Source organism: Sphingobacterium corticibacterium, assembly GCF_004208525.1.
Lineage (GTDB): Bacteria > Bacteroidota > Bacteroidia > Sphingobacteriales > Sphingobacteriaceae > Sphingobacterium > Sphingobacterium corticibacterium.
Map to the genome: position 1 here is coordinate 1555783 of NZ_SGIT01000002.1, position 17862 is coordinate 1573644.

Sequence of the window (17862 nt, forward strand, 5' to 3'; positions counted from 1 at the left end):
AATTAAAAATCTTTTGTCTAAAACTTCCAATTCGTCCAACGGATTTTAAAAAACAAACGGAACAGTCGATAGTTTTAAAATAGTAACCTTATATGGTACAAGTAAAAATAGGATTAATAAATAAAAATAGCGCCCTTAATGGCGAAAAACTTTTCCACATAAGCAAAGTTATAAACAGCTATGTGTTTTGTTTATTTGTCGATAGATCCAAGCACTCTTTGCATAAAGCCGTTTAATGCTTCTTTTTTAGGGGTTCCTTCTTTTATTAGCTTGTCGACTTCTACCGCTCCATACATATTGGAAATCAATTCACCGATTACATCAAGTTCCTCATCTTTGAGAGAGGAAACCTCCGTTAACGCCTCTAGTGTTTCGATAGTTTCCAACACGAAATCTGCGTCGTTCTGTTCTATAAACTCGATAAGATGCTTAATTACTGGTAATTTCATTTAATAAATCTATTAAACCGTCAATTTTATTTGTTTGTACTTGATTTACCAGTTTTCCGTTTTTGTAGGATGCAAAAGTTGGTAAATTATTTACATTGGCAAGTTTTCTGGACTCTGGAAACTTCTCCGCATCAACAATTACGAAGGAAACATTATCGTTTTCCGACGCTAGTTTTTTGAACTTAGGTTTCATGATGCGGCAGTTTCCACACCAAGATGCCGAAAATTGTACCAATACGGTATCGTTGTTGTCTACAATTTCTTGTAGAGCGTCTTTTTCTAATTCCTGTAACATAAAATTTGATTTTATGAAAGGAGAGAGAACCTCTCCTTTCAGTCTTTTTTCGAATACTGTTATAACTAGTTTGCAGATAGGTAAGTCGCAACGCCTTCACGTGTAGCGTTCATAGCATCTTTACCCTCTTCCCAGTTGGCAGGACAAACTTCTCCGTGTTTCTGAACATGTGTATATGCGTCGATCAAACGGATGTATTCTTTCACGTTACGGCCTAATGGCATATCGTTTACAGATTCATGGAATACTTTACCGGTCTCGTCGATAAGATAAGTCGCACGGTATGAAACAGCAGAACCTTCTACCAGCGTCCCGTATTCAGGGTGTTCTACTTCTTTCATCTCTAAAATACCCAATACACTTGATAAGTTGCGATTAGTGTCCGCAATAAGTGGATATTCCACACCTTCGATACCGCCGTTGTCTTTTGCTGTATTTAACCAAGCAAAATGAACCTCTGCAGAATCGCAAGAAGCACCGATTAAGATGGTATTTCTCTTTGCAAACTCTTCAGCAGCTTCTTGGAAAGCGTGTAGTTCTGTAGGACAGACAAAAGTGAAATCTTTTGGATACCAGAACAACAATACTTTTTTGTTTTCTGCCTTTGCTTTTTCAAATACGTTGATAGTAAAGTTGTCACCTAAATAATCAATTGCGTCAACTGAAATGTTTGGAAAATTTTTACCTGTAAAACTCATAATAATTATATTTATTTTGTTCTTTCTTTTTGCAGTACAAAAGTAGGAGTTTTTATTGTCAATAAAACATCAAAAATCTTTATATGATATCGTCAAAATCTATAAAGAATATATCGTTTATATAACTAATGGTTATGGTTTAAGTTGGAAAAAAAAGTTATTTTTGTATCCATTAGTATTGGCCCCGTAGTTCAACGGATAGAATAGATGTTTCCTAAACATTTGATAGCAGTTCGATTCTGCTCGGGGCTACTAAAGATGGGAAAATAGGCACTAAACTAAAAAATTTAATGCCTATTTTTATATGTTGTGGGCGGCGTAAAATAAAGGATATATTAGATTATTATTTTACAGCTAAAATTTCTACATCATCAATCCAGAGTCTGTCTCCCCCTTCAAGCATCCCCATATCTATAGATAAGCGATAACTACCATCCCTAGGTAATTTGATAGAGCGAAAAGAATTCTTTCTGGACGTAGTGGAAACGGTCAACTCTTTATCCAGCATTTTTTCAATTCCTTTTTCTGGATCAGAATTTTCCAATCGTATAAAAACAGAGGTTTTACGGCTAGCTGCAGAATTGATCTTTATATCAAACTGCTCACCTTTTTTTGCTTGGAGACTCCAGAACATAGCAAATGCCGAAGATTTATCGACGGACTTTTCCATTTGAATAAAAGCCGATTTCTTGCCTGTGAGTTTGTATGTAGTATCTATAGAAACTGTAGCCCGTACTCCCTCAGTTTTTCTAATCTTCCATCCACCTAAATTATCGTCAAAATTGCCATTTATATTTCTGCTATAAAGCTGCGCCCTAACATTGTAATTTCGTGTATCTAATGGAAAAACTCCAACCTCATTTCCCCAGTCTATCCATTCATGGTACATTTTTTTTACCTTATCGGGATATTTAACAGATAAATCGTCCATTTCTGTAGGATCTGCATCCATATCATATAGAGAGAGGTTGTTCTCATCTAATTCTGCGTCTTGTAGCGTCTTCGTTACTAATTTCCATCTTCCATCCCGTACGGCGATGTTGGCTTCATGTTCCCAAAATATTTTACCCCGGTTGTTGCTTTTTCCATTAAAATGAGGTTTTAAACTTTTCCCGACTAAAGAAGGGATATTTTTCCCTTTATAAGTAACAGGATAGCTTGTTTGCGAAATGTCCACACAAGTTGCCATAATATCACTGATGTGACCGTAATTCGTTACAAAAGAATTATAAAGATTTTCATCAATACCTTTTGGCCAATGAACTATTAACGGGGTAGCGATGCCTCCTTCATTTGTATAATGTTTATATTCTCTGAAAGGTGTACTACTGACATTTGCCCAATTTACACGATAACTTTCAAACGTATCCTCTTTCCCATCCACGTCTTTTCGCTTTCCGCTGCTTATGAATTCGGCACAGGCGCCATTATCACTTAAGAAAAATATTAAGGTGTTGTCTAATTGGTTTTCTGCTTTTAACGCTTCTAGAATACGTCCAATCCCTTGATCCATATTATCAATTTGTGCAGCATAAATAGCCATGCGCATAGCCATTTCGTTTTTCTTTTCATTTGATAAACTATTCCAGTCTTTTATCACCGTATCTCTCGGAGAGAGGGTCGTATAACTAGAAAATAAGCCTATCTGCTGTTGTTTTTCGAAACGGTTTTTGCGAACCACATCCCATCCTACTTTATAAAACTCTTTGTATTTATCTATGTCGTTTTGCAACGCATGCAACGGCCAATGGGGAGCGGTATAAGCAACATACATAAACATGGGGCTATCCGCATTTTTATTGAAATGCTGATGAATATATTTCACTGTTGAATCACTAATGGCATCTGTCAGGAAAAAACTATCAGGGGCTTTATATCGGTGATTGTCAGTATAAATTACGGGTGTGAAATAATTAGCACCTCCCGGGATAATTCCAAAATAATGGTCAAATCCTCTTTGTTTTGGCCAGTTATCAATTACCATCCCATCTATTTTGCGTTCATTTGTCACATGCCATTTACCTGTCATGTAAGTACCGTACCCAGCAGTTTTCAATACTTCGGCAATGGTTACCGAATTGTCGTTGAGATTTCCTTGATACGCTGGGGTACCTAAATCCGCAGCAGCCATCCATCCCATTCCTGCTTGATGGGGGTAAAGCCCTGTTAACAAAGACGCCCTTGTAGGACAACATCTCGCCGCATTGTAAAATTGCTTATATCGGAGGCCTTCTTGGGCAAGCCTGTCCAGATTAGGAGTTTCTATTTCTCCGCCATAACAACCAAGATCAGAATACCCTAAATCATCGGCCATAATCAATACAATATTTGGTCGTTTATCCTTCTTTCCTTGTTGTGCCTTTAATGGTGTATTACAAAATGACCCAGCCATCAGTAATAGAAATAAACTTTTTTGAAGAATGTTCATTATTTGCTGCTTTTTTATATGGTCCTAATGGACTTGCTGTAACATATCCAACTGCATAATTTTCACCGCATAATAACACCGACTCCCAATAACACCTGTTGTTACCTTTCTACAGCAATAACATCGCTATCGCTATTTGCTTTACCTTCTTTATCTATTTGGGTTATTTTAATGTATAAAACTTCACGCTCAATTTCTTGAGTTAGCAACGCTTTTTTAGTGCAACCTGTTGATAAAAAGATGCCCACACATAGCATCGATGCAATAAAAATACGATTTCTGCGATTAAACAATAATGTTGTTAACAGCAAAATAATAAATACCGATATGCCAGCTAATTGTAATGAATCGAGGTTAAGCGTATGTTGATATTCCAAAACTTCATTGGAATCACCGTTTTCTGCTTTACTAGCTACAGAAGCCACTTCATGCCAAGTTTCTCCATTATTAGAAATTTGAACCACAAAATGGTCACTATTTCTTTCACTTTCCGTTTTCCACTGTATCAATAAATCGCCATTAACAATACTTGCACTTATATCTGCAAAGGCTACAACAGGAGTTTGGTCACAAGCTATATCATAATTAGCGTTGTTAATTGTCCAGTTTTTTTCTGTCCTTAATTTATTGTAAGAAACCTGATCTCCATAAGTTCTCTGTGCAGCACCTAGCACTAATCCATGTGGTGTATTATTATTTTCTGCCCAGCCTTTCAAGGTATTGCTAAAGTTTACACAATCCATTCCTACCCCATTGCTGGATCCCAAAAAAGCACTTAGCGTAACCCCTTCTTTTAATGTCCAGCTGCCTAAACTGGCATTGTTGAATACGCTGTTAAAAAACATACCATTTAAATTCGTTACGTTTGATACATTCCATGCATTTAACGGTTGGTTAAATGCTTTTGAAGTTTCAAACATATTTGTCATGGTTGTTACGTTTTCAGTATTCCAGTTTCCGATAGGCTGGTTAAATGTTTCTGTACCCCGAAACATGTCTGACATATTTTGAACAGCCCCTGTATTCCAGTTACTTAATGGTTGATTAAACACCTTAGCACCATAAAACATCGCGGCCATATTCGTAACTTCTGATACATTCCAGGTATTAAAGCTTGCATTTCCTGTTAAATGTATACAATCTCGAAACATATAGCTTATATTTCCAGCTAGTGTTGGAACATCCATAGCGGTCACCTCAAGATTTAGGCAATCATAAAACATATGTGTTTTGTCCCAGGTCCAGAGGTCGCCCCACTGCGTTATTTCCATTAGCTTTCTACGATCTGTTTCCGCCGGTGCGGAACCTATTTGCCAATAAAACCCTGCACCTACATTAGATATGGTTACTTCGTAAGTTCCTTCCGAAGGAACGGTGATTATATTATTTGTTAGACTAGAACTAGTAAAGGTTCCATTTGTTGCAGGTTCTTCTACCTTGACCCAGTTACCTTCGTAAGTTCCTCCCGCTACGGGAAGCTTTATCGTCCTATTACTTGATCCGGCATAAGTTCCTGATAACTTGCTGGTGTTCCAGACAGTCTTAAACGCCGTTTGTGCGTATCCGAGTACTATTGCGTTCACAAATAATACTAATGTTATAATTCTTTTCATAACTTGTTTTTTATTATTGATTTATAATTATATAATGGTGTTTACATGCCTTTTATTCTATTTAGCTCCTTTGCCAGCTCTTTAACCTTTTCCGGGTACCTTGCCGAAAGATCATTCATTTCTTCTGGATCTTCTTTAAGATTGTAAAGTTGCGGCATGTTACTTAGACCTGTTTCGATGGTTTTATTTGCTAGCCAGTCAGGTACTTCTTTTGACAGAGGCTCTATATATTTCCACACTCCAGACCTTATAGACATCGTAAAAGATTCCTGAAGCATGCTTTTTCTTCCATCACTAGAATTCCCAAGTAATACTTCAGACATGTCCTTGCTGTCAGGAGCATTTTTATCGTCCACTTGCTGACCCGTTAATGCCGCTAACGAAGCAAATAGATCTACCTGGTTAAATAACGCGTCACTTCGACCAGGTTTGATGACATCTGGCCAATAAGTAATTGTGGGCATACGCGTACCTCCTTCATAAGCGCTATACTTGCCCCCTCTATATATACCTGAAGGTTGATGCTCTCCTATTAATTCCACAGCATTATCGGCGTAACCATCATCAAGTACAGGGCCATTGTCACTACTAAATATGACCAATGTATTTTTGTCGATTCCTAATTCACGAAGATTTTTCATTATTTCGCCTACCATCCAGTCCATTTGTACAATATCATCACCTCTAGGTCCCATTTCCGTGGCTCCTACAAATTTTGCATTTGGGGATCTTGGAACGTGAATGCTTGGTAATGAGTAATACATAAAAAAGGGTCTATCTTTATGTTTTGTAATAAACTCCTTAGCCTTTTGGGATAAAACGGTGGCAAATTCTTCGTCTTTCCAATGGGCGCTACTACCTCCGCTCATAAATCCTATTCTACTAATTCCGTTAATTATCGTACCGCTGTGCTGTGTATCAGCTTTCATTTTTAGCCGTTCAGGGTGTTCCAAACCCGTTGGGAGTGTACCGATTTTGTGGTCGTAACTAACTTCTATAGGATTTTCTTTTTCTAAGTTTACGACACGCTGGTTTTCTACAAATACGGTAGGCACCCTGTCTGCCGTGGCAGGAATAAGAAAGCTATAATCAAAGCCAATTTCTTTTGGTCCCGGTTTGATTTCTATGTTCCAATTAGGCTCTCCATTACCCAAACCTAAATGCCATTTGCCAATTACACCTGTTGCATAGCCAGCTTTTTTTAACATATCGGCAATAGTCACCGTTTCTGGATCAATAATTAAAGGCGCGTCACCGGGTAATATAGCCGCGTTATTTCTGAAGGCGTAACTACCGGTTAGCAAGGAGTATCTAGAAGGTGTACAGGTTGATGCAGATGAATGCGCATCCGTAAAAAGTAGCCCATTGTTTGCCAGTTTATCGATGTGTGGTGTTTTCACGGCCTTTGCGCCGTAGCAGCTTAAATCTCCGTAACCTAAATCATCTACATAAATAATCAGGATATTCGGTTTTTTTACGGGTTTGTTTGCTGAACAAGAAAGAAATAGAGCCAGAACAAATAGTAAGTAAATGAAATACGCTTGTTTCATAAAATTTTATTTAATATTTAAAGTCGAATAAAAGTCATCTGCCACTTTTGCATCTGGCATTAACTTGTCCTTTTTCCATTTTAAAGGCACAATAGCAGGGCGACAGGTTATAGGAAATCTAGTTCCCATTACGCCTCTGGGATTAAAAAATGTGGTAGACCACCAGTTACCGTTTTCGTCTTTAAACAAATTATTATGTCCACCCTGTAAAATAGCCGGATAACGAGGACCATAAGGGCCATAAATATGATCTGATTCAGCGATCACCACATCATAACTATATAACTTGTCACTTTTTTTGTTATCCCTTATATAAGAATACGTGCTATCTGCATGAGAAACCGACCATATCGTCTGTAATAGCTGATATTTACCCGCATGCTTATCTAGCCAAACGCCTTCTATATATGGTTCAGATTCATATGGCGTTTCCTTAAAAGCTCTAAAGGGTTCTGCAATATCGCTCAGATCCTTTTTCATCTTGGCTATGTAATGATTATGTCCGATTAGATAAACTTCACCATCTGTATCTTCAAAAAAGCTAAGGTCTATATTGTCAAATATGGCCTTGGTTTCGTTTCCCTTTATGTTTTTATACGGCCCTTCAGGTTTACCGGATGAACTTTCCAAAACGAACGAACCATTGTTACCATTTAGACACGCGATTAACAACCATTTTTTTTGACTTTTTATATAATGTAATTCTGGTGCCCAAACAGCTCTATACAGGGAGTCTAATGGATCTCCATTAGGAGATTTTTCACCAGGTTTAACGGGCGTTCCTTTTTTTTGCCAAGGAGCTGCATCTTTATCAAAAGACCAGATTACACCTCTTGATTCCCAATTTTTGAGATCTCTGGACCTCCATAAGTATAAACCATCGTTATAATCCCAACAGTGTACCTGACCTGGGAAAACTCTGCCGGGAGTTGCCGTAGTTCCTGTCAGATAATAGTACCCATCGGGTCCGTAAGTTACATAGGTGTCTCTCATCCATACATCTAAAATAGGTCTCACAGCCGCAGGAATAGTAAGAGAGGAATCTCCTATTGGGGCGATTGGATCACTAAAAACTTGCGTTGACGCGGATTTGTCTTGTGTTAAACCACAGGAAACAGCAATAAAAATCAATAATAATAAACCAATGAATTTTTGAATTTCAACTAAAGTGTTTTTGTACATAAATGTTTTCTATAAAGGATATCTATTGTTTTGCGGATCAATTACATCAAGAGAGTGTCCCTACATTTTTTTAAACCTGGGGGACAGCTCCAACAGTATAGCCTAATTTATTGATGGTGATAATCGTAGTGCGGTGATATAATAAAAGCCGTTCGCATTATTATTCTGTTCCCCAGCAGTGACAGTGATCGTTATTTCTCCATTCGCGTTAGGCTGAATATTATTTGCGCAAACTGAATTTGATGTGTTGTTCATTGCATTAAGCAAGACCATATCTTCATTTTGTCCTTTGACAATATATTTAGTTTGTCTATTCTCATTAACCTTTGTATCAATCCGGGAAGCGAAGAAGCAGAAATTGTATTTCTTCGTCTTGTCCAGACCACCCAACTTCACGACACTTTGTAATATCGTCGCATTGTTAAAGAGCTTTTTAGAATTGCCATAGTAAGAATCGGACGACACTCCCGCAGGCATGTCAAAATCTGTTGATGTTGTAGCAGGGCCATTCCGATTTATATCATTGAATCGTTCTGTAATGGTCAAGGAAATTCCTGTATAGTTTCCTTCATCGTCTTTCAGATTTGGAATCGATGTATCCTCCATGTGTCCTGTTACACTATTCCATTTAGGTGAGGATGTATCCTTACCAAAATTAACGAATACCGGATTAGTAAGGATGCCGGAACCACCGCCCTGATAATCTTGCATAGCTGTCACAGCATTGGGTTTTACCACTGCCCTATGTGCCGCATGTTGTGCAATTTCGGTTTCATAATCAGTGAGAGCAGTAGGCTTATAGCTATTTCCAATGACAGTTTCCCCAAAGATAGCTTCAAACCACGTACAGGAAGCCGTATATCTTCCTATATTCAAGTCAAGATGATAGCCATCCCTGCAGAAGTTGTCGCCAATAATACTTGTCCGTCCATTTTGAATGGCTGTTCCAGCCGGAACGATTAGCTCCGTGTCAATCAGATCTGTTGCACGATTGTAAGCATCTACTATAGCCGTATGCATGATTTCCTGATCCTTATTATAGTTGGCAAAGCCCGCGTGTGTAGAATTTTGTGCGTAGGCCCAGGTTTGATGTAGGATATACTTTACATGTGGATTTGTCGCTTTTCCTTTTACATAGTTATATAAGGCGGGTAGCGGAGTTACAAAGGTGTTATATTGACCGGAGTTTGGGCTTGCTTGTTGAAAACTGATATAGTCCCAATCTTCATCAGCCAAAGCCGTTGCAATAGTTGTATTCGGTGTATCTTCCTTATTACCATTCTCTTCTATTTTTCTATAGGCATAAGCAGCAGAGTTGTTCGCGGCGTTCTGTACGTGTTGATCGAGGGTAGCACCACCGATGAATAGATTGCCAATGACAATATTTTTACCTGCCGCTTTCGCAAGGCCGTACAGGTAATATTCTACGGCGTCTTCTGAAAAACTATTGCCTATAGTTAATATCTTTACTACCCCATCGTCTGGATTTTCTATAGTTTCACCAGTTACATTGATGATACAGCTAGCAAGTATAACACCTTGTAGAGACGTGATGGAAACTCTGCTTTCACCTTGCGACTTTCCAACAACCGTAGCGGAGTGATCACTGTTTATGGTGATTGCTACAACCTCTGCGTTGTCAACATTCCATTTATAGGATTCAGGGTTTGTTACGGAGGGTGTAAATGTTGGAATTAAGACCAACTCTTCCCCTATAGCAAGTGCGCTTGTCGTTTTGTTCAATTGTATCGCCTGTTTTTGCTCTTGCGGTGGTGAAGTGTCGTCCTTACAGGATATCTGGTTAAGCGTAAAAAGAGCAAGGATAATCCATACAAAAGACCTAAAATTGAGTATTTTTTCCATATTTATTACTTCATTTAAAGTTTATACACTTGTAATTGTCTTCGCTACATCATTAATTGCTTGGGTCTAACAGTTTATTAGCCTCAACTTCTATTTGCGGGATTGGAAAAAGCAATTTATCTGGTGTTGCCAGATCCGGAGATACACCTCTGGCTATAGCGGAAGATAAAAATGTACCTTGACGAATTAAATCTTCACGACGTTTACCTTCAGAAATAAACTCCCAACCTCTCTCTCTAAAAATGGCATCTCTGAAATCTTCTTTAGAGGGCGTATTTGCTATGGTTAGACCTTCTAATCCTGCTCGTGTTCTAACTTGGTTAATAAGTGTAAAACATTCTGTTGGAGGAGTTGTGGATAATTCATTCAAAGCTTCTGCTCTGGTCAATAAGATATCAGCATATCGAAGAAGAGGAACATCACTTCCGCCGTTGTTTCCTACAGTAGTGTTATCCCAATATTTAAAACTTCTGGCGTTGTCATCATTCAATATATTTACTGTGACATTGTTATTGTTGATATAGCTCGTACATATTAATGAACGCCTTTTATCGTTTGGAGCCATACTGTTTACAAAAGCTGTCCTTAAGCGGTATTGTGTAGCAAAATTGGCCATGGAACCAACATAAACAAACTCCGGAATTTGCGGTGTACTTTTGAAACCCGACGGCAGAGCCCCCGCCATATACCAATTACCAAACCCTCCTGTTTCATTTATGCATGGCAGCACAAGCAACATCTCCCTGTTATTTAGCTCATTCTCTATTTTAAAGAGATCTTTGAATTCATATTGGGTGGTTGTATAATAGTTAAAGTTTATAACAGCTAGCGCTGCATCCGCAGCTTTTTGCCACTGTTTTGTATTGAGATAAAATTTTGCCAGTATACCAGACGCATTTCCTTTATTAATTCTTCCATAAGCTTCTTCCTGCCCAGGATCAGGTAAGTCGGCAATAGATTCTGTAATTTCTGTCTCTATAAATGTCCTCATTTCCTCATCTGTAGCTCTGGCCAGATCTCCTGGTTGGGAATTAGATATTCTTAATGGTACACGGCCAAACCAGCTATACAGTACCGTGTAGGCATAGGCCCTTAGTACACGTGCTTCTGCCTTATATAGTTTCTTTTTTTCATCAGATGTGTTTACATCATCTATATTTTCAACGACGTCGTTAGCATCCCTTATCGATCTGTAGTTAGGCGCCCATACATCTTCTCGGAAAGTTATTAAATCCGAATTCCAGGTAAAATTAATGATGGGCAGAAGTGTTGCGTTTTCTGCACCACCAGAATTAAAGGCCATATCAGTACAGACTTCCGAAGTGTTAATAGTAAGTTTTGACCCCGTTTGCGTTTGCTGATGGGCATAGGCCGAAAACAATAAAGATTTAATTCCCTCTTCTGTAGTAAGGATGTTACCTGGTGAAAATTCTGAATTAGGAGTTACTTCAAGCAGTTTTTCGCAAGATGTAAAACCTATTAGCATAGCTACCAAACATATATATTTATACGTATTTTTCATGTTGTTTAATATTTAAATTAAAATTGGACATTAATTCCTCCGGTAAACGTTCTGGTTAATGGATAGGAGTTATAATCAACCCTTAAAATATCACTGCCTATCGCATTTGCAGCGGGATCAACACCAGAGTAATTCGTTAAAGTATACAAGTTTTGACCAGTGACAAAAACCGTTGCATTGCTGATAAACTTATTTTTTGGCAGTGGTATTTTATACCCTAATCTAACGGATTGAAGCCTCAAATAAGATGCATCCTCTACTGTTTTATTGTTGATTTGTCTCGATCCTTGAACATCTCCAGGGATAAACGAAGGATATTCGTTGCTTGGGTTATCTGGCGTCCATCTGTTTAAATATAATTCGGCTAATTTATTCCTTCTAAAGTCTACGGGATAATAGGAGTCCGCTAAGCTACTATTTAACATCATAGCGCCCTGAGAACCTTCTACAAATATCGCCAGCGATAAATTTTTGTAACTAAAATTAGTGTTGAAACCATAAAAAAAGTCTGGAAGAGAATTACCCAGAACAATTCTGTCCTCCGTATTTATAATGTTATTATTATCGAAATCACGATATTTTAAGTCCCCTGGTCTTACCCCCGGTTGGGCGGTAGAGAAATCATCCCCAGCTTGCCATACACCATCTATCACATATCCATAAAACGACCCCATGGATATGCCTGGTTTTAATATGTTATATTCTCCGATATTACCCGGACCTCCGCCAATAACTTCACTGTCAGATATTAGACTTAAAATTCTGTTCTTCAAAGTTGTAATGTTGAAATTAGCATCAAATTTAAAATCGCTGCCGTCAACAATAACCCCGTTTATTGAAAATTCAACGCCGGAATTTCGCATACTTCCAATATTTTCTGTTCTTGTCCCGAAACCGGTACTCAGTGGCTGAGGATTGTTGTATAAAAGATTAGAAGTTCTTCTATTATAATAATCTATACTACCTGTAATTCTGGAATTTAAAAATCCAAAATCCAAACCTATGTCAACTTGTTGTGCAGACTCCCATTGCAGGAAAGGGTTGGGGCTGCGGGTTGGAGCGATGGTACTTATTCTTTGTCCATCAAAAATAACATTTCTTCCACCCGAGTATGTTGAAAAATAAAGGTAATTGGTATTTGGTTGATTTCCAATTGCCCCGTAACTTGCTCTTAATTTTAAATCACTAATAAAGTTTACGTCTTTCAAGAAATCCTCTTGCTTTAGTTTCCAACCTAGTGCTGCAGAAGGGAAATAACCAAACCTGTTTTCGGGGCCAAATCTTGCGGATCCATCTGCTCTGAAGGAAAATGTAAACAGATATTTATCTAAAAGAGAATAGTTTACTCGTCCTAAATACGATAATAAAATATTTTCCTGTACGCCACTAGAAATTCCATTCAATGTAGGGTTCCCAGAACCTATCGCATAATAAGTTAAATCTGGTAAACTATAACCTCTTCCATTTGCAACTAAAGTACTGGATGTATAGCGCTCATAGGTTGCCCCCGCAACAGCGTTTATTCGGTGTATCCCTAAGTCTTTGTTATAATTTACGGTACCTTCCATCAGATAGTAACCTCTTTTACCATTTCTTACATCGGCATAGCCACCATAACCCGCCCCTATCAAGGTAGAAGGATCTATCCAAAAAGATCTTTTTGAGTCATTTAAATCGGCACCCACTTTTACCTTCGCAGACAACGACGGGATAAAGAAATATTCAGCATATATGTTACCGAATGTACGGTAGGTGTCACCAACTGAGTACTGGCCATCGATAACGGCTAAGGGATTATCCATAGGGCTCATTAAAGGAGATCGGTAAAAAGAACCGTCGGCACTTAATGCAGGTGAAGTGGGATCATAATTTTGGGCCATATATAATGCACTCGCATTATCATTAAGCCCCAAACCATTTGCATTGTATTTATCCCTACTATAAGCTGTGGTAAGGTTTATACCCACACTGTATTTAGATGTTACACTGGTCTCCAGATTAACTCGTGCATTATATCGGGTAGTTCCCGAGTTTAACATGATCCCTTCCTGATCAAAATAACCCGCAGAAATATAGTATTTTGTATTACCTTCCCCACCATTAAAAGACAGGTCATGAGATTGTATAGGGGCATCTTTTAACAATAATGATTGCCAGTCTGTATTATAATTTGCCCCCGTAACAGGGGGATAAGACCCAGGGTCTCCACTTAAATTTCCATCCATAATAATTTGATTTATTACGGTAGTATATTCATCTCCGGTCATAAAACGCTGTGTATTGGCAACAGTCTGCTTACCATAAGTAGCATTATAATTAACATTGATTTTACCCACCGAGCCTTGTTTTGTCGTAATTAAAACAACACCATTGGCTCCTCTTGAACCATATATTGCTGTAGCTGAAGCATCTTTTAAGATTTCTATAGAAGCTATATCTGCAGGGTTTATGGAACTTAAAGGGGATCTGTTATTTGGGTTATTGGCAGCACCAGTTGGGCTGGCTGAACCAATCGCAGAAGCGTCATTAACCGGCATACCATCTATAACATATAAGGGTGCGTTATTTCCCGTAATGGATGTAATTCCCCTTATTTGCACACTCATTGCAGCTCCAGGTTCGCCGCTTTTCTGGTAAATCTGTACTCCCGGAACCCTTCCTTGCAATGCCTGTTGCACGTTAATGTTTGTTCCTGCAGTTAAATCTTCCGCTTTAATGGAAGATACAGAGCCTGTTAAATCACTTTTTCGCACAGCCCCATAGCCAACGACAACAACTTCTTCTAGTGACTCGTTTTCTGCCTCTAATACTACGTTAATAATTGTTCTTCCATTTAAAGCAATTTCTTTAGTGCTAAAACCTACATGTTGGAAAACCAGAACATCAAGCGAAGAATTGACATTTAAACTATAGTTTCCGTTAGCGTCAGTCCTGGTGCCATTTGTAGCATTTTTAACCAAGACGCTGACGCCTACAAGAGGTTCGCCAGCCCTGTCGGAAATTTTTCCAGTAATATTCTTTTGCTGTGCCTGTAAAGCCCCTCCCAGGAGAATAAGCAGGGCCATTATCAGGTACTTTAGCTTCATACCAGGATGTTGGGTAATTAATTGATTCATATTCGTTTTAATTTAGTTTATAATAAATCTTATTGTGCTGCAGAATTTACGCTGCTATTCCCACTCGTCTGGGACAAAAATTAGCGACCCAGGCGAATAGTCATCGTAGAGAAAAATCTGATTTTGGTTTATATATGGTAATATTAAAGTGCTAAGCTGATTACTTAAAGATCTCTCCTGCTTCGGGCCAACCATCTGTTCCTGTCAATAATCTTTGTAACCCGAATCGCTTGCCGCTCTCACCTGAAGGAGGATTTTCCAACCAGTATGAATAGGAGATCCAATCCGTATGAACGCCATCCAATGCATGCCCTTTAATAATTCCAATATGGCCTCTCCCTATACGCGTGCTATTATCTGCGCTGAATGTTTGTTTGCTTGTCGTAAAAACGGAACCACCACCATTATACATATCTTTTCCGTCTTTGTCCAAATAAGGACCTCTAATATTGGTAGACCATCCTACACGTACTTCATAGGTTGCATTTTGTTCATGACCAAGACCTGTTCCCCAATTTACATATAACCAATAACCTTGCTCCCCGTTTTTCACACCCGGATATATTGCGCCGGCCTCAATTGCACTATTGGCTACAGGCTCTTTTCTAGCCAAGTTAGAAATTGTTGTTTCCGTTGGATGTGCTTTACCATCCGCACCCAATCGCATGAGCTTAATTCCCGTCCAATGCGATCCAAAACATAAATACCATTCGCCACTTGGCGCTAATATAGGGCAAGGATCCAACGCATTGTAAGTAGAGCTCTCGGTGGTAGAGATTACAATCCCTTTATCTTCCCATTTATAGTTTGGAGCATTCGGATCTAGCGTCTTATTTGTCGCCAAAGCAATAGCAGATTTTCGGCTACCCATACTAGATACACAATAATACATACGGAACTCTGCGGAAGCGGGGTCATAAATAATATCTGGAGCCCAAGCGGCATTTATCGGGCTATAATTAGACCAAAAGCCTGGGCGGGTAGGAAACACATCTGACCCAGTATACCACTTACCTGATATTGGGTTATTCGTCCATCTCATCCTAATACCGCCATCTGTAGAATACCAAAAATAATTCGTTCCTGATTTTATAACACGGGAAGCGTCATTTAACCCAACGAGTCCGGTTAGAGGTGTAATAGATCCGTTATTTCCATCATCAGGAGGCGTAGTTTGAGGAGAACCATAGTCCGGTTTATTACAGCTGGACATCGCAATGCATACGTTTAATAATATTAAAAGAAGTTTCATATAAGAGTTATTTTAAGTTCAAATTCTGGTTTTTTAAGGTATAGTAAAAACGTTTTAAGGATAGCACATAGCTTAAAAGATTTTCGTTAAGAAAAGAGCTGCCTAGCCGATTCGCGTTACCTTGTTACAGGCTTTGGAAACACCTGGTACTGGTTTGCTAATTGTTGCCACTTCTCTTGCATTTGATCTACCTTGTTAGGAAATTTTTTAGCCAGGTTATTTATCTCTGTGCGATCTACAGCCAAGTTGTATAATTCCCAATCAGCCTTCCCTCCTAGCCTAACAATTTTCCAGTCTCCCTGTCGAAGAGCTGCAGCACCATTATGTTCCCAAAAAAGTTCATCATGAAGCTGTTTTGTTATCTTTCCATTTAAAACAGGTATTAAACTCTTCCCAGGTGAAGGTGTAATCGTATTGCCGTCAAAAGTCTGTGGATAAGATGCGCCGGAAACCTCGATACAGGTAGCCATTAGGTCAATGATATGGGCAGGAACGCGATTAAATTTATTTATGCTGTTGATCCCTTGTGGCCAATACGCAATAAATGGTGTATTTATTCCGCCCTCATGCTCCTTCGCTTTCCAATACCGGAAAGGTGTATTGATAGCATTTGCCCATTGTTGGCCAATACCCATATGTGTTTTTTGTGACCCAGGCAATACATCTTTATTTACAGAGAAGCTTACTTTTTCTCCATTTCTGGTTGTTCCTGACCGATCGTAGCCGGGGCCAAATGCTTCCGGCCGTTCGGGGCTTGCTCCGTTGTCTGAAAGAAACATGATGAACGTATTTTCCAGCTCACCAGATTTTTTTAATTGGTCGATAAGCTTTCCTACATTTTGATCCAGGCAGTCCACCATGGCAGCATGTACAGCCATGGCTCGGGCATCCCAAATGGAATCCGGATTGTTTTCCCAGGTTTTGCCATCACGCATAAAATCAGATAACGGTACCTGTTTGGGGTTTATGACTCCCAACTCAATCATTTTCTGATACCGTTGCGTTCTAATATGCTCCCATCCTTTTTTATAGGTGTCTTCATACTTTTGAATATCTTTTTCCAATGCTTGCAGTGGCCAATGTGGGGCGGTGAAGGCTACATACATAAAAAAAGGGTCTTCATTTTTTGTGAAATAATCAATGTAGGCTACGGCAGAATCTCCAAGGACATTCGTATAATAGAAGTCGGCCGGAACATTTTTTACCGGAGTAGTACCGTTAACTAAGGAAAATGGATCAAAAAAGTCCACTACACCCCATATATTTCCATAATATTTCTGGAAACCTTTGTGCGTGGGGTAAGACAAGGTATCGGAAAATGCTTTATCTTGAATTTGATGATCTAACCACTGTAATTGTTGTTCGTTGTCTGGAAAAGGTTTGGTTTCCGATACATGCCATTTTCCCACCATGCCGGTTTGATAGCCTGCATCCTTTAAAACTTGTGCAATAGTCACCGTATTGGGGGTGAGTTGTCCCCTATATCCAGGAGCCTTTTGATCGGTCGTCATGTTCCCTATTCCAGCGGTGTGCGGGTAGAGGCCGGTAAGCAAAGAAGCTCTTGTAGGGCAACATCTGCTTGCATTATAAAAGCTGGTAGACCGGATACCTTGACTCGCTAACCAGTCCAGGTTTGGCGTGTTAATTTCCCCACCATAGCAACCTAAATCAGAATAACCTAAATCATCCGCTAAGATCACAATAATATTAGGCCTCTTTGCTGTTGCCTTAGATTGGGCAAAAACAGATCCTATTATGGAGCATACGAAAAGCAGTATACTTGATACTTGAAGAATTATTGTTTTCATGTGATTTATAATAGTTTACAGAAGCAATGTTAGTATAAAAATATTTTTACGAATAGCACACAGGTTAAAATATTGAGGATTGTTGT

The 17862-nt window shown here is 38.9% G+C and carries 12 protein-coding genes and 1 tRNA gene; 1 reads left to right on the top strand and 12 read right to left on the bottom strand.

Translation table 11 applies throughout. The features are described 5' to 3' along the window. Window positions 1-191 precede the first annotated feature (191 nt). From EWE74_RS14700 to EWE74_RS14710, 3 genes are all read right to left on the bottom strand, one after another. Window positions 192-449, bottom strand: coding sequence for a DUF6952 family protein (locus EWE74_RS14700; RefSeq protein WP_130142266.1), 258 nt, complete (start codon window positions 447-449; stop codon window positions 192-194). Next, window positions 430-744, bottom strand: a complete 315-nt coding sequence (locus EWE74_RS14705; RefSeq protein WP_130142267.1) for a thioredoxin family protein — start codon at window positions 742-744, stop codon at window positions 430-432. The genes EWE74_RS14700 and EWE74_RS14705 overlap by 20 nt, the downstream gene beginning before the upstream one ends. A 65-nt stretch (window positions 745-809) precedes the next feature. Next, window positions 810-1442 carry a peroxiredoxin gene (locus EWE74_RS14710; protein WP_130142268.1) on the bottom strand — a complete coding sequence of 211 codons (633 nt, stop codon included), beginning with the start codon at window positions 1440-1442 and terminating at the stop codon, window positions 810-812. Between the two features lie 180 nt (window positions 1443-1622). Here EWE74_RS14710 and EWE74_RS14715 point away from each other — a divergent pair. Then, window positions 1623-1694: transfer RNA gene (locus tag EWE74_RS14715), tRNA-Arg, on the top strand. Between the two features lie 91 nt (window positions 1695-1785). Here EWE74_RS14715 and EWE74_RS14720 read toward each other — a convergent pair. The 9 genes from EWE74_RS14720 to EWE74_RS14760 form a co-directional block, all read right to left on the bottom strand. Further along, on the bottom strand, window positions 1786-3870 hold the full coding sequence (locus EWE74_RS14720) for an arylsulfatase (protein WP_130142269.1): 2085 nt from the start codon (window positions 3868-3870) through the stop codon (window positions 1786-1788). A 101-nt stretch (window positions 3871-3971) separates the two neighbouring features. Next, a complete protein-coding gene (locus EWE74_RS14725; RefSeq protein WP_130142270.1) occupies window positions 3972-5483 on the bottom strand; it encodes a BspA family leucine-rich repeat surface protein in 1512 nt (503 codons plus the stop codon). Between the two features lie 41 nt (window positions 5484-5524). Next, entirely contained in the window at window positions 5525-7033 is a 1509-nt protein-coding gene (locus EWE74_RS14730) for a sulfatase family protein (protein WP_130142271.1), read from the bottom strand. 6 nt (window positions 7034-7039) lie between these two features. Further along, on the bottom strand, window positions 7040-8215 hold the full coding sequence (locus EWE74_RS14735; RefSeq protein ID WP_130142272.1) for a family 43 glycosylhydrolase: 1176 nt from the start codon (window positions 8213-8215) through the stop codon (window positions 7040-7042). A 102-nt stretch (window positions 8216-8317) separates the two neighbouring features. Next, a complete protein-coding gene (locus EWE74_RS14740; RefSeq protein ID WP_130142273.1) occupies window positions 8318-10078 on the bottom strand; it encodes a DUF4886 domain-containing protein in 1761 nt (586 codons plus the stop codon). 52 nt (window positions 10079-10130) lie between these two features. Then, complete coding sequence (locus EWE74_RS14745; protein WP_130142274.1) at window positions 10131-11600, bottom strand: RagB/SusD family nutrient uptake outer membrane protein; 1470 nt, start codon at window positions 11598-11600, stop codon at window positions 10131-10133. A gap of 17 nt (window positions 11601-11617) precedes the next feature. Further along, window positions 11618-14716 (bottom strand): SusC/RagA family TonB-linked outer membrane protein, encoded by a 3099-nt coding sequence (locus EWE74_RS14750; RefSeq protein ID WP_130142275.1) that lies wholly within the window; start codon window positions 14714-14716, stop codon window positions 11618-11620. A 160-nt stretch (window positions 14717-14876) separates the two neighbouring features. After that, on the bottom strand, window positions 14877-15968 hold the full coding sequence (locus EWE74_RS14755) for an arabinan endo-1,5-alpha-L-arabinosidase (RefSeq protein WP_130142276.1): 1092 nt from the start codon (window positions 15966-15968) through the stop codon (window positions 14877-14879). Between the two features lie 116 nt (window positions 15969-16084). Beyond that, on the bottom strand, window positions 16085-17776 hold the full coding sequence (locus EWE74_RS14760; protein ID WP_130142277.1) for an arylsulfatase: 1692 nt from the start codon (window positions 17774-17776) through the stop codon (window positions 16085-16087). Between the last annotated feature and the right edge of the window lie 86 nt (window positions 17777-17862).

Excerpts from the sequence above, each read along its gene's own strand:
- EWE74_RS14700 (WP_130142266.1), bottom strand. The coding sequence starts at position 449 with ATGAAATTACCAGTAATTAAGCATCTTATCGAGTTTATAGAACAGAAC.
- EWE74_RS14705 (WP_130142267.1), bottom strand. The coding sequence starts at position 744 with ATGTTACAGGAATTAGAAAAAGACGCTCTACAAGAAATTGTAGACAAC.
- EWE74_RS14710 (WP_130142268.1), bottom strand. The coding sequence starts at position 1,442 with ATGAGTTTTACAGGTAAAAATTTTCCAAACATTTCAGTTGACGCAATT.
- EWE74_RS14720 (WP_130142269.1), bottom strand. The coding sequence starts at position 3,870 with ATGAACATTCTTCAAAAAAGTTTATTTCTATTACTGATGGCTGGGTCA.
- EWE74_RS14725 (WP_130142270.1), bottom strand. The coding sequence starts at position 5,483 with ATGAAAAGAATTATAACATTAGTATTATTTGTGAACGCAATAGTACTC.
- EWE74_RS14730 (WP_130142271.1), bottom strand. The coding sequence starts at position 7,033 with ATGAAACAAGCGTATTTCATTTACTTACTATTTGTTCTGGCTCTATTT.
- EWE74_RS14735 (WP_130142272.1), bottom strand. The coding sequence starts at position 8,215 with ATGTACAAAAACACTTTAGTTGAAATTCAAAAATTCATTGGTTTATTA.
- EWE74_RS14740 (WP_130142273.1), bottom strand. The coding sequence starts at position 10,078 with ATGGAAAAAATACTCAATTTTAGGTCTTTTGTATGGATTATCCTTGCT.
- EWE74_RS14745 (WP_130142274.1), bottom strand. The coding sequence starts at position 11,600 with ATGAAAAATACGTATAAATATATATGTTTGGTAGCTATGCTAATAGGT.
- EWE74_RS14750 (WP_130142275.1), bottom strand. The coding sequence starts at position 14,716 with ATGAATCAATTAATTACCCAACATCCTGGTATGAAGCTAAAGTACCTG.
- EWE74_RS14755 (WP_130142276.1), bottom strand. The coding sequence starts at position 15,968 with ATGAAACTTCTTTTAATATTATTAAACGTATGCATTGCGATGTCCAGC.
- EWE74_RS14760 (WP_130142277.1), bottom strand. The coding sequence starts at position 17,776 with ATGAAAACAATAATTCTTCAAGTATCAAGTATACTGCTTTTCGTATGC.